The 12,937-nt window shown below is 77.8% G+C and carries 10 protein-coding genes; 1 reads left to right on the plus strand and 9 read right to left on the minus strand.

Annotated elements, in window-relative coordinates; all coding sequences use genetic code 11:
* Positions 1-105: 105 nt before the first annotated feature.
* The 9 genes from E9549_RS20905 to E9549_RS20945 all read right to left on the minus strand — a co-directional run bounded on the left by E9549_RS20905 (position 106) and on the right by E9549_RS20945 (position 12,026).
* Positions 106-1,719 carry a GTPase gene (locus E9549_RS20905; RefSeq protein ID WP_236828518.1) on the minus strand — a complete coding sequence of 538 codons (1,614 nt, stop codon included), beginning with the start codon at positions 1,717-1,719 and terminating at the stop codon, positions 106-108.
* Positions 1,716-3,413 (minus strand): GTPase domain-containing protein, encoded by a 1,698-nt coding sequence (locus tag E9549_RS20910; protein WP_236828519.1) that lies wholly within the window; start codon positions 3,411-3,413, stop codon positions 1,716-1,718. The genes E9549_RS20905 and E9549_RS20910 overlap by 4 nt, the downstream gene beginning before the upstream one ends.
* A 53-nt stretch (positions 3,414-3,466) precedes the next feature.
* A complete protein-coding gene (locus E9549_RS20915) occupies positions 3,467-4,105 on the minus strand; it encodes a flagellar brake protein (protein WP_236828520.1) in 639 nt (212 codons plus the stop codon).
* A gap of 122 nt (positions 4,106-4,227) precedes the next feature.
* Positions 4,228-5,499, minus strand: a complete 1,272-nt coding sequence (locus E9549_RS24350) for a diguanylate cyclase (protein WP_236828521.1) — start codon at positions 5,497-5,499, stop codon at positions 4,228-4,230.
* A 98-nt stretch (positions 5,500-5,597) separates the two neighbouring features.
* Positions 5,598-6,290 carry an NYN domain-containing protein gene (locus E9549_RS20925; RefSeq protein ID WP_236828522.1) on the minus strand — a complete coding sequence of 231 codons (693 nt, stop codon included), beginning with the start codon at positions 6,288-6,290 and terminating at the stop codon, positions 5,598-5,600.
* 116 nt (positions 6,291-6,406) lie between these two features.
* A complete protein-coding gene (locus E9549_RS20930; RefSeq protein ID WP_236828523.1) occupies positions 6,407-8,476 on the minus strand; it encodes a bifunctional diguanylate cyclase/phosphodiesterase in 2,070 nt (689 codons plus the stop codon).
* Positions 8,477-8,649: 173 nt separating this feature from the next.
* Entirely contained in the window at positions 8,650-10,269 is a 1,620-nt protein-coding gene (locus tag E9549_RS20935; protein ID WP_236828524.1) for an acyl-CoA dehydrogenase family protein, read from the minus strand.
* Between the two features lie 40 nt (positions 10,270-10,309).
* Positions 10,310-10,699, minus strand: coding sequence for an SRPBCC family protein (locus tag E9549_RS20940; protein ID WP_236828525.1), 390 nt, complete (start codon positions 10,697-10,699; stop codon positions 10,310-10,312).
* Between the two features lie 43 nt (positions 10,700-10,742).
* Complete coding sequence (locus E9549_RS20945; RefSeq protein WP_236828526.1) at positions 10,743-12,026, minus strand: competence/damage-inducible protein A; 1,284 nt, start codon at positions 12,024-12,026, stop codon at positions 10,743-10,745.
* Positions 12,027-12,176: 150 nt separating this feature from the next.
* On the opposite strand from E9549_RS20945, the gene E9549_RS20950 reads away from it, so the two are divergent.
* A complete protein-coding gene (locus E9549_RS20950; protein WP_236828527.1) occupies positions 12,177-12,902 on the plus strand; it encodes a hypothetical protein in 726 nt (241 codons plus the stop codon).
* Positions 12,903-12,937: the final 35 nt, after the last annotated feature.

A 12,937-nucleotide genomic window follows, 5' to 3' on the forward strand; every position in this document is an offset into this window, starting at 1 on the left:
AACCCGACCCACCCTGGACCGACGAAGAAGCCCCACCCGACCCGAAGAGCCGCTGAGCCGCCCACCTGCTGCATCGCCGCCCGCTGATCGGCGTCCGAGCACCGATCAGCGGGCGGCGCGGGCCACCGCCGCGCAGAACCGGTCGGCGTCGGCGCGCACCTCCGCCATCGGGGCGAGCAGTTCCTCGTCGGCGACCTCCCGCACCGCCGCGTGCAACCGGCGTTCGGCTGCCCTCCCCCGCCGCCGGGCCCGCCACGCCACGAGGGGGCGGCACAGCAGCGCGAGCAGCAGCCCTGCGAGCAACCCCCCGACCAGCAGCAGCGTGGGCAGCGGGATGCCCTCGACCCGGGGCAGCGGCACGACGTCGTCGAGCTGGAGGAACCCCAACCCGACCAGCGCGAGCAGCCACAGCGCACCGACCAGCGCGGTGGCCAGGAGCAGCCACTGCAGCCCGGCGGCCGCCCGCTGCCAGAGCGGCACCCGGTCGGACCCGAACTCGGCACCCCCCACCGCGCGGTCCAGCGCGTCGGCGAGGCGTTCCTCCGAGACCTCCGCCGTCCGCCGCAGCTCGTCGCGCCACGCCGGCGCCAGCCCCTCCCCGACGGCGTCGCGGGCCGCCCGCACGGCCGTCGCCATGCGCGCCCCCTCCACCGCGCCCGCCGGCGGGAGGGACGTGCGGGCGCGCTCGTCGCCGAGGTGCAGCCGCTCGAGCGGGTCCGCACGCAGCTTGCGGGTCCACCGGACCGGCGGCCAGCCGGTGCGCCCGGTGCCCTCGCGGCGGGTCGAGCGCTCCACCGCGGCCACCACGGTCGGGACGCCGGCCGCAGCGGCCAGGGCGTCGGTGAGGTCGTCGGCCGGCTCGCGGGCGGGGTCCTCGCCGGCCGCCCGCCCCCGGCGCCGCGACCGCCCGGGGGCAGCCTCCGGGCAGTGCACGGCCAGCTCCGCGGCGCTCCCCCGGACGTCGGCCAGCAGCCGCTCACCGGCCGCCCGGCGGGCGCGCACCCGCCGCGCCAGCTCGCCGCGCAGCTCCGCCAGCCCGTCCCCGGTGCGCCCGGACACCGCCAGCAGCGGGGTCGCGCCCAGCCCCTCCCGGTCCAGCAGCCCCCGCAGGTCGGCCAGGCAGGCCCGCGCGGCGGTCTCGTCGAGGCGGTCGACCTGGTTGAGCACCACGAGCAGCACCCCCGCGTGCCCGGCCAGCGGGGCCAGGTACCGCTCGTGCACGGCGGCGTCGGCGTACTTCTGCGGGTCCAGCACCCAGACCAGGACGTCGACGAGCTCCACCAGCCGGTCCACCTCCAGCCGGTGCTCCAGCCGGACGCTGTCGTGGTCGGGCAGGTCGAGGAGCACCAGGCCCTCGAGCGACGGCTCGGGCTCCCGGCGGTGGCGGCGCGGCACCTGCAGCCAGTCCAGCAGCCGGTCGGTCCCGTCGTCGGCCGCCCCCCAGACCGTCGCGTGCGCGACGCCGGTCGTCGGGCGGCGCACCCCCGGGGTGCTCACCTCGCTGCCCGACAGGGCGTTGAACAGCGTGGACTTGCCGCTCCCCGTGGCCCCCGCCAGCGCGACGACCGTGGCGTCGCCCAGCGCCTCGCGTGCGCCGGCCTTGGCCAGCACCGCCCGGGCGCGGGCGACCTCCGGGGCCGCCAGCCGGCCGTCGGCCACCTCGACGGCCTCCCGCAACGCCGCCAGCCGGTCGGCCAGCGCGACCTCCGACCGCCTCATGCGCCGCGTGCCTCGACGAGCGAAGCGGCCGCCGCCCGCAGCTCCTCGGCCGCCCGCGGTGGCGGGGCGACGGCCTCCACCAGCGCGTCGAAGCGGTCCTGCTCGTACCGCAGCAGCGCCTCGGACCGCTCGCCCAGGTCCGCCCGGGCCCGCTCCGCCAGCGAGCGCACCGCGGCGTCGCCGAAGACGGCCTCCAGCACCCGCTGGCCGACGGCGGTGGTGCCGCCCGCGACGGCCACCTCCCCGCCGAGCAGCCCCCCGGTCTGGGCGAACACCGCCACCATCACCACCGCGCCGGTCCCGCTCACGCCCCAGGAGAGCAGCCGCGCCCGGGAGCGCTTGTCGGCGCCCTCGCTGCGCACCAGGTCCAGCACCGTGCCCTGCCAGTCCCGCACCTGCGCCGCGGCGGCCTCGGGGAAGTCGGGGGAGGCGGCGGCGAGCTCCCGCTCCCGGTCGCCCAGCAGCCCCGGGCCGGCGGGCAGCGCGCGCCAGGCGGTGACGGTCCGCTCCGCGGCGCGGTCGGCCTCGGCGCGCAGCAGCTGCTCGACGCTGCTCTCCAGCGCGCCCTGCAGGCTCTCGGCCGGCGCCGGGCGCCCGGTCAGCGCCGCGGCGACGCGGTCGCGCGCCCGGCCGACCCGGTTCTGCAGGCTGCGCATCCACTCCCCGGTGCCCACGAACTCCTGCCAGCGGGCCAGCACCTCCCCGCGCAGCAGGCTGCCGCTGCGCACCCCCTGGTCCACCCCGTCGCGCGCCGCGTCGTACGCCGCCGCCGCCGCGTCGTGCAGGGCCCCGGCCGCGACCCGCTGCTCCTCCACCGCCGCGGCGACCGCGGCGGTCCGCTGCTGGAGGCTGTCCAGCGCACCGGCGAGGGTCTGCCGGACGACGGCGGCGCGCTGCTCCTGGTCGGCGGCCAGCCCGTGCAGCCAGCCCCGCAGCGGCGCCACCTGGTCCTCGGGCAGCCGGCCGTCCTCGAGGGGGCGTTCCTCGACGACGAACAGGCGGGCCGAGGCGAGGCCGGCGTCCCGCAGCATGGCCGCGAGGTCGGCGGAGATCTCGGCGGCGGCCTCCGGGGGCACGCGGTCCAGCACGACCGCCAGCGCCGTCCCCCGCTCCTCGGCCGTGCGCAGCAGGTCCCAGGGCACCGCGTCGGCGTAGCGGGCCGCGGTCGTGACGAAGACCCAGAGGTCGGCGGCGGCCAGCAGCTGGCCGGCCAGGTCGCGGTTGGCGGTCACCACCGAGTCGACGTCGGGGGCGTCGAGCACGGCGAGGCCCGCGGGGACGTCGTCCCGGACCACCAGCTGCAGGGTGCCGGGCCCGCCGTCGCCGCCGGTGACCCGCGCCAGGCCCGGCAGCACGCGGTCCCCGGAGAAGCTGGCGGCGTCCACGCGGGCGCACACCAGCACGGGGGCGCGGGTGGTCGGGCGGAGCACGCCGGCCGTGGTGACCGGGGCGCCGACGAGGCTGTTGACCAGCGTGGACTTGCCGGCGCCGGTGGAGCCGCCGACGACGGTGAGCAGCGGGGCGTCCAGGTCGCGCAGCCGGGGCAGCAGGTAGTCGTCGATCTGGTCGGTGACGCCGCGGGCCGTTCGGACGGCGTCGTCGCGGCCCGCGGTCACCAGCGCCAGGGGGACGGCGGCGACCTGGTCGCGGAGCGCCGAGAGGGCCTCGGTCAGACGGGGCGGCGACGGGATCACGCCTGCTCCTCTGCCCCGCGGCACGCCCGGCTACCCGCCGTTCCCCCGACCGGTCACTCGGCCAGGCGGGCGCGCTCCTCGCGCAGCGCCTGGAACACCCGCCGGCGCACCCGGTCCTGCTCCCGCTCCTCGATGTCGAGGAAGCGGATGCTCATGAGCCAGCGGGCGCCCCGCGCCTGGACGCGGATGACCTCGCCCCGGCACACCAGGGGCCCGTCCTCGAAGCGGACGGTCAGCGCCATCGTCGTCCCGACGTCGGGCAGGATGCCGAAGCCCTCGAAGTGGACGCGCATGCCGGCCTCGCTGACGTCCATGGTCTCGCCCGTGAGCTCGACCGCGCCCAGGCCGCCCTCCACGGGCACGACCACGCGGCCCCGCACCGCCGCCCGGCGCTGGCTGTGCTCGGCCGGCCCGGTGGCGGTGAGCCGCCAGCGCACGACCGCGCCCTCCTGCACGTCCAGGACGTCGGCGGGGAGCACGCGGTGGCCGTTGTCGCTGCGCCAGTAGACCTCGACGGCGTCACCGGGCTTCACGACCGAGCCGTCGACGAACTCGCTCGCGGACGGGCGGACGGAGATCACGCCCTCGTGGACGACCTCCACCCGGGCGCTGACGGCGACGTCGGTACCGGAGAGCCGCACCTCCACCTCGGTCTGCTCCGCCGGGTGGTCGGCGCCGGGAACGCTGCTCATGGTCCTCTTCCGCTCATCGGTGGTGCGCGGCCGGGCACCGCCCGACCGCCGGGGAACGGTAACCGCCGGGGCGGGCGTCCGGCGGCAGGCACCGGCGACGCGCCGGACCGGACCGGTCCCGGTCAGCCGGCGGGCTGCGGCTCCGGCCGCGGCTCCGGCGTGCCGGGGGGCACGGGTCCGGCGCCGACGGCGTTGCGGGTGGTCTTGGCCCGGTACAGCTGCTCGTCGGCCCGGGACATCAGCTCGCGGGGGTAGGCGTCGGCGCCGGTCGCCGTCGCCACGCCCAGGGAGAGGCTCAGCCGCGCGGCCCCGAGACCCGGGGGGCGGAGCAGCCGCGCCTCGCGCCGCAGCTCCTCGGCCACCGCGGTCGCGCGCTCCGCGTCGGCGCCGGGCATCAGCACGGCGAGCTCGTCGCCACCGAGGCGGGCGACGAGGTCCCCGCCGCGCACACGGGCCGACAGCAGCCCGGCGACCGTCCGCAGCGCGGCGTCCCCGCCGGCGTGCCCGTACCGGTCGTTGACGTCCTTGAAGTGGTCGAGGTCGACCAGCACCACGCTGAGGACGTCGCCCCGCTGGCGGGTCCGCGTGCAGAGCTCGGCCAGCTCGGCGTCCCACCGGCGGCGGTTGGCCAGGCCGGTGAGCGGGTCCTCGTGGCTGAGCCGCTCCAGCTGGGCCAGGAGCGCGCCGGTCCGCTGCTGCTCGCGCTCCAGGCGGACCCGGGTGTGCAGCTCGCGGGTGTCGAGGGCGTAGCGCCGCAGGTGGGCCAGGACCGCGATCACCGACGCGGTGGCGAGGTAGACCGTGACCGCCAGGAGGTCGCCCGGGGAGAGGCCGTCGTCCGCGCTGACCGAGGCCAGCCCGAGAGCGGCCCAGGAGACGGCGACGAGCGCGACCGTCCAGCGCGGGCGGGCCACCATGACGCAGCCGCTGCCGTAGATGGCGAGGGTGAGACCGAGCAGGTGGTAGCGCGGGTCCTCCGAGCGCGTCACCATCCAGGCCACCTCCGCCTGCACGACGGCGAGGACGGAGAAGGTGAGCAGCTCGGGCCGGCGGCGGCCCAGCGGCAGCCGGCCGAGCGCGACGAGCGCCAGGAGCATCGGGATCTCGCAGAGCAGCCGGACCGCCAGGAAGGTGCCGGCGTTGCTGCTCTCGGTGGCCAGGTCGACGACCGCCCACAGCGGCACCGTGACCACCGCGACCCAGCCGACGAGCAGCCCGGCCGTCCGGGCCCGCTCGGCCCGCTCCTCGGCCAGCCCGGGGACGGCGGCGGCCAGCTCGGCGACGGCGGCACGGCCCCGTGGCGACCGGCCCCCGGCGGCGACGGGCCCCGGGGACGGGAGCACGTCGCCACGGCGCAGCACGGCCAGCAGGCGCTGGGAGATCGAGAACGGCACGGTTCTGCGATCGGCACCCCGCCCGGTTTCCTGAGCAGTTGCGGCCCGGACCACCCGTAGGGGTGAGGAGGTGGCATCCGCGCAGGTCAGCGGCGGGGTCAGCCGCCCCGGCGCGCGGTGAACCCGGCCACGAAGTCGCGCAGGCTGCGGGTCGGCCGCAGCCAGGCACCGTCCGGCGGGAGCGCGTCGAGGCGGACCCGGTCGAGGGGCTCGACGAAGGCGCCCGGGACGTCCTCGATGTCGATGAACTGCAGCAGGTCCGAGCCGATCGCGTAGCCGGCGACCTCGCTGAAGGCGACGACGACGACCTCCGTGCCGTGCCTGGCGAGGTCCTCCAGGGGTTCGGCGAAGTTGCGACCGTCGCCGGAGAAGACCACCAGCCGCCGCAGCCGGTGGCTGTGCGCCCGGACGGCGATGTGGTCGAGCATGTCCTGGTCGATGTCGTCGTCGGGCTGGCTCTTCGGCCGGGCGAAGACCGAGTAGCCGAAGCCGCGCAGCGCCTCCACCCAGCGCTGCAGCGAGCCCGGTTGCGGCGGGATGTTGGCGAAGACGCACGCCTCGACGTCCGGCGCGTCGGAGGAGGACGGATCGCCGGCGCCCTCGACGAACCAGGCCGCGATGGCGTCGAAGCGCGGCCGGGAGGCCGCCGTCGGCCGGGCACCGATCACCGTCGACAGGGTCATGTCGATGTTCGGGGCGTCCCAGATGAGCAGGTCCAGGGCGGGACGCGACCGGTCGTCGCCGGCCGGCTGCTCGGTGGGCTCGGTCACGGCCGCGGAGGTGTCCAGCACGGGCACAGTCTGCCCGGGGACGACGACGGTTGCGCCCGCGGGCGGCACCGCACCGGATCCGGCGGGCTCGGCGGCGCGGGGCGGCCCGGCGGGCGCGGTGGCGCGGCGGCGGAGGTTCACCCGCGCACGGGGACGGCGCGGCCCGCCATCGCCAGCGCGCACAGGTCCCCGCCGGCCTGCTGCACCTCGCGCACCCACCCGGGCAGCCGCTCGGCGGGCATCGGGTGCCCGAGCAGCCAGCCCTGCGCGAGGTCGCAGCCGGCCTGGCGCACCATCCGCAGGTGGTCGGGGGTCTCGACCCCCTCGGCCACCGAGCGGATGCCCAGCGTGCGGGTGAGCCCGACGATCGCGGCGAGCACCGCGCCGGTGTCGCCAGCGGCGACCCGCTCGGCGGCGGCGAGCAGCGAGCGGTCGATCTTCAGCGTCCCGATGGGCAGCGCGAACAGCTGCGCCAGGGACGACCACCCGGTGCCGAAGTCGTCGATCGCCACCCGGACGCCGAACCCGCGCAGCACCGAGAGCTGGTCCTCCGCGCGGGTCGGGTCCTCGGCCACGCTGGTCTCGGTGAGCTCCAGCACGAGCTGGTCGGGCGGCAGGCCGGAGTCCTGGAGGGCCAGCCGCACGTCGCGCACCAGCGTCTCCGCGGAGAAGTGCCGGGCGCTGACGTTCACCGACATGCGCAGCGCCAGACCCCCGGCCGCCCACTCCGCCGCCTTGCGGGTGGTCTCCCGGAGCAGCCAGCGGGTGATCGGGATGATCTGCCCGGTCTCCTCGGCCACGGAGAGGAAGGTGTCCGGGGAGAGCAGCCCGCGCTCGGGGTGCTGCCAGCGCACCAGCGCCTCCACGCCCTCGATCTGGCCGGTGTCGAGGCGCACGACCGGCTGGTAGTGGACCACCAGCTGGTCGATGGCGTCCCCGCGCAGGCGGGTGGCGACCTCCAGCCGCCAGCGGGCGGCCTCGCGCAGCGCCGGGGAGAACAGGTGCACCCGGTCCCGGCCGGAGCTCTTCGCGGCGAACATGGCGGCGTCGGCGTCGCTGAGCAGGTGGTGGGCGTCGCGGACCTCGGGTCGCGCCACCGCCACGCCGATGCTGGCGCTGAGCGGCACGGAGATCTCACCGGCGGCGAAGGGGCGGCCGAACGCCGACTGCAGCCGGAAGGCCAGGGCCGCGGCCTCGGCGCTGTCGCAGCCGTGCGCGAGGACGACGAACTGGTCGGCGCCCAGGCGGGCCACGGCATCCCCCGGGCGGACCTGCTCGGAGAGCCGGCCGGCGACCAGCCGCAGCAGCTCGTCGCCGACCTGGTGCCCCAGCGAGTCGTTGACGGTCTTGAACGCGTCGAGGTCCACCACGAGCAGCGCCACGCCGCCGTGGTGGTCGTCGGCCAGCGCCTCACCGGTGAGCTCGAGCAGCCGCGCCCGGTTCGGCAGCCCGGTCAGGTCGTCGTGCTGCGCTCTCCACAGGAGGTCGTCCCGGGCCCGCACCTGGTCGGTGACGTCGTTGTGCGTGACGACGACGCGGCCCTCGCGGTCGACGCGGGTCGCCTGGAGGTGGAACCAGCCGACCCCCCGGCGCGTCGGGCAGGAGTACTCGAAGGCGAACGTCCGGCCGTCGGAGGCCGCGGTGTCGGCCAGCAGCCCGCGCAGCCCCTCGGCGAGCCGCTCGTGCTCCGCCGGCGCCAGGCCACGCGTCATGACGGTCAGGTAGTCCTCCCCCGGGCGGCCGGGCCAGGAGATCTCGGGCAGCAGCTCCTCGCCGCTGCGGAACCAGGCCCCGTTCGCCGAGACGATCCTCCCGTCGGGGCCGACCAGCACCGTGGGCGAGGGCAGCGCCTCCAGCACCGCGGTGAGGCCGCGGAGCTGGTCGTCGCGCTCCTGGTCGGTGCGCCGGCGGACGTCGATGTCGCGGAACAGCACCGCCGCCCCGGCGGGGTCGGGGAACAGCCGCACCTCGTACCAGCGCGACCGGGGCTCGTAGAAGAACTGGAACTCGCGCGCCCGGCCGTCGGCGAGCAGCTGGCGGTACTGCTCCTCCGCCAGGGAGCCGCGGAGGGCGGGGAAGGCGTCGCGGGCGTCCCGGCCGAGCAGCTCCTCGGCCCGGTGCCCGAGCAGCCGCTCGGCGGCCGCGTTCAGGTAGGCGAAGCGCCCCTGCCCGTCCAGGCGGTAGACCGCGTCGGGGACGCCGCTCAACGGGTCGGGCCGGCCCTCGGGGGGCCGGTCGTCGCCTGGTTGCACGCTGCCCGCTCTCGTTTCCAGTGGTTCGTCCGGTCCGCTCCCGCGGACGCCGGGGGGCAGGGACCGCTCGCGAGGACGACGGGCAGCACCGGAGCCGTCCCCGAGAGTAGTAGCCCGCGACGCTTTCCTCAGGGGGCGGCGACCGTGGAGCGGCCGACGATCTCCGCCACACCGGTGCCGGCGGGCAGGGTGCCGAGGACGCCGCCGGCCTCCCCGCCCAGGCGGGCGGCGCAGAAGGCCTCGGCGACCGCCGTCGGCGCGTGGCGCAGGAGCAGCGACCCCTGCAGGCAGAGCGCCAGCGAACCGGCGATCCGGCGGGCCCGGAAGGGCAGCTGGTCGGGATCGCCGAGCTCGGCGTGCAGCCGTTTCACCGCGTCGTCGAACCTCCGGTCGGCGCCGCGGGCCAGCTCCAGCTCGGCGGTGACCGCGGCCAGCGACTCGGAGCTGCGGCCCAGCGCCCGGAGGACGTCGAGGGCGATGACGTTGCCCGACCCCTCCCAGATGGAGTTCAGCGGCGCCTGCCGGTAGAGCCGCGGCAGCCCGGACTCCTCGACGTAGCCGTTGCCGCCGAGCACCTCCATCGCCTCCGCGACCACCCCCGGCGTGCGCTTGCAGACCCAGTACTTGGCGGCCGCGCCGGCCAGGCGCAGGAACGCGGCCTCGCCGCCGTCCACCGCCGCGGCCAGCCGGATGGCCAGCGCGGTCGCGGCCTCGCTCTCCACGGCGAGGTCGGCGAGCACGTTCTGCATGAGCGGCTGGTCGGCCAGCAGCGCGCCGAACGCCCGCCGGTGCCGGGTGTGGTGGCCGGCCTGCGTCAGCGCCGCCCGGACCGTGGCGGCCGACCCGAGCACGCAGTCCACCCGGGTCATGTTGACCATCTCGATGATCGCCGGGACGCCCCGCCCGGGCTCGCCGACCAGCCACCCCGTCGTGCCGTCGAACTCCACCTCGCTGGAGGCGTTGGCGCGGTCGCCCAGCTTGTCCTTGAGCCGCTGCAGCCGGAAGACGTTGCGGCTGCCGTCGGGCAGCACCCGCGGCACGAGGAAGCAGGAGACCCCCTCGTCGAGCTGGGCTAGGACCAGGAAGAGGTCGCTCATCGGTGCGGAGGTGAACCACTTGTGGCCGGTGAGCCGGTAGCTGCCGTCGGGCTGCGGGACCGCGCGGGTGGTGTTCGCCCGGACGTCCGAGCCGCCCTGCTTCTCGGTCATGCCCATGCCCGCCACGAGGCCCCGCTTCGCGCTGGGCTCGGCGAGGCCGAACTCGTAGGCCCGCGCGGTGAGCCCCGGCTCGTACCGGGCGGCCAGCTCCGGCGCCCGCCGGAGCGCGGGCACGACCGCGTAGGTCATCGTGGTCGGGCACCCGTGGCCCATCTCGACCTGCGTCCACCCCAGGTAGCCGACGGCACGGCGGACGTGCGCGTGCGGCGCCGGGTCCGCCCACGGGGCGCCCGCCAGGCCGTGCTCGAAGGCCGTGCGCATCAACTCGTGCCAGGCCGGGTGGAACTCCACCTCGTCGACGCGGTGGCCGTAGCGGTCGTGGGTGCGCAGCCGCGGCGGGTTCTCGTTCGCCAGCCGGCCCCACTCCTGCGCCTGCTCGCTGCCGGCCAGCCGGCCGAGCTCGGCCAGCGACGCGAGCGTGGTCCCGTCGGCGTGCCGGCGGCAGGCGTCGGCCAGCGCGGCGTCCCCGGCGATCGGGTCGTGCCCGACCAGCGGCGGGACCTGGTTGGTGACCTCGTGGGTGGCGGCCATGCCGGCACGGTAATCGAGCCGCGCGACCGGCCGGCGGAGCTCAGGCGCGCACGAGGTGGGCGAGGGCGAGGCGCGCCGCGGGCGCGTAGGCCAGGACCAGCGGCGCCGGCCCGGAGATCCGCAGCCCGGTCGTCGTCCCGCCGTCGGGGCCCGCCGCCACCCAGTGCAGCAGCCGCAGCCGCAGCGGCCCCACCGCCACCACCCACGACCACCGGCGGGCGGCCTCGTCCACCCCCTCCACCGTGAAGGGCACCGCGATCCGAAGCGGGCCGCGCACGCGGCCGGCGACGCCCGGGGTCAGCCGGTCGGCCGGCAGATCCACCCCGGTGATCTGCGGTGCCCAGCCGGGCCAGCGGGCGGGGACGGCGTAGCGCTCCCAGACCTCCGCCGGCGGGGCGGTCCCGGTCGCGTGCAGGGTCAGCGTCGTCACCGCCGGGAGGTGCCCGCGCCGGCCGGGGCGGACACCTGCCGCGTCAGGCCGGCGGGCCGCCCAGCAGCAGGGAGCGGAGCAGGTGCATCGCCATCGTGACGGAGCGTTCCCGCACAGCCGCGCGGCTGCCCGGGACGGCGAGCGAGCGCTCCTCCACCCGGTCGGGCCCGACGACGCAGAGGTGCACCGTCCCCACGGGCTTGGCGTCCGTGCCGCCGCCGGGCCCGGCGATGCCGGTGATGCCCACCCCGACGTCGGCGCCGAAGCGGGCACGGGCGCCGTCGGCCAGCGCGCGGGCCACCTGCGGGCTGACCGCCCCGTGCTCGGCGAGCAGCGCGCCGGGGACCCCGAGGAGCGCCTCCTTGGCGCCGTCGGCGTAGGCGGTCACCCCGCCCAGCACGGCGGCGGAGGAGCCGGGCCGCTCGGTGAGCCGGGCGACCAGGAGCCCGCCCGTGCACGACTCGCCGGCGGCGATCGTCAGCCCCTGGTCGGCGAGCGCGCCGGCGACCAGCTCGTCCAGGGTGGGGCCGGTGGAGAAGAGCGTGGCCGCGTACCGCTCGCCCAGCTGCGCCGCGAGGCGGTCGTAGGCCGGCTGGGCCGCCGCCGGGAACCGGGTCACGATCTCCAGCTCGCCCTCGCGGAGGCAGGTGGTGATCTCCAGACCGCCCAGCTCCGGCTCCAGCTCGCGCAGCGTGGCGGCCAGCTGGGCCTCCAGCGTCCCCCACAGCCGCAGGGTCTCCTGGCGCAGCTCGGCGGCACCCGTCAGCGCTTCCCGCGTCGGCCCGGCGGCGAGCGCGGCCGGCCACATGCCCCGCAGCTCGCCCGGCGGGCCGGGCAGCACGACCACCGGCGGCCCCGTGCGGCCGGCGGCGGGCGGGACGACGAGGCCGGGTGCGGTGCCGACCGGCTCGAGCACGGTGGCGCCCTCGGGCACCAGGGCCTGCTTCCGCACGCCCGCCGCGGTCGACGCCGGGTCGGACCGCCAGCCCCGGCGGGCCATCAGCCGCTCGACGATGCGGCCGATCCGCTCCTCCAGGGTCGGGTCGACGGCGAGCTCGCGCCCCTGGAACCCGCCGACCACCTGCGCGGTGAGGTCGTCGGCGGTGGGGCCCAGCCCGCCGGTGGTGATCAGCAGATCCGCGCCGGTGCCCGCGAGGAAGGAGAGCGCGGCCACCAGGTCCTCGGTCCGGTCGCCCACGACGACGACGTGGCCGACGTCGACGCCGAGGCGGCGCAGCTGCTCGGCCAGCCAGGGGCCGTTCCGGTCGGCCACCCGGCCGGTGAGGACCTCGGTCCCGGTGACGACGATTCCGGCGCGCGTGACCACGGCCCGACCCTAGGGGCGAAGGGCCGGGGCGGCAGACGCAGGTGCGCGTCCCTCCGGGTGGCGCGCGGACGGCCGGCCGCGCCGCGGCTAGCGTGCGGGGCGCACCGCCGCCGACCGGTGGTCCCGCCGGAGCCCGACCTGGAGGCACCCGTGAGCACGCCGTCCGAACAGCAGACCCCCGCCGCGGGCGCGGGTCCCTCGCCGTCGTCGACCCAGGAGATCCCGATCCCCGCGCCGGTCTCCGGCACCCCGACCACGGTGCAGCAGCTCCCGCCGCCGTCCGCACCCGTCCGCCCGCCGGCGCAGACCGGCCCGGCCACGGCGCCGGCGGGCGCCACCGCGGTGCAACCGGGCCCGGCGCCGGCCGGTGCCGCCCAGCCGACGGGCCCGGTCGACTTCGTTCCGGGGCTGCCCGGGCTGGGCGGGCCGACCGCTCCCCCGGCCGCGGCGGAGGAGGCACCGGCCGAGCAGCCGCGCGCGCCGCGGGACCGCGCCCCGCTGGTGGGCGCCGGCCTGGTGGCGCTCGCCCTGGTCCTGCTGCAGCTCGGCCTGTCGCTGCGGTTCGGCACCGCGTCGGCGTGGTCGGCCATCCCGCTGTGGTCGGCCTTCGCCACCGCCTGCACCGTGCTGGGTCTGGCCGCGTTCGCCGGGGCTCTCGGTCTCGGCCGGCGGCTGGGCGCCCGGACGGGGTGGCGGATCGCCGCGGGCGGGCTGACCGGCCTCGCGGTCTTCTGGGTGCTGGTCGTGCTGCCCGGCGCGGGGACCGACCGGGGTTTCCTGCTCACCGCCGCGCTCGGCGCTCTCGGCGGGGCGCTGTGGCTGGCCACCGGTCGCGGGGGCCGGGCCGCGGAGGACGGCGCACCGTCCCGCGGCTGACGGCTCCGTCAACCGCGGGACGGTGCGCCGTCCTC

Source organism: Blastococcus sp. MG754426, assembly GCF_021699055.1.
Classification (GTDB): domain Bacteria; phylum Actinomycetota; class Actinomycetes; order Mycobacteriales; family Geodermatophilaceae; genus Blastococcus.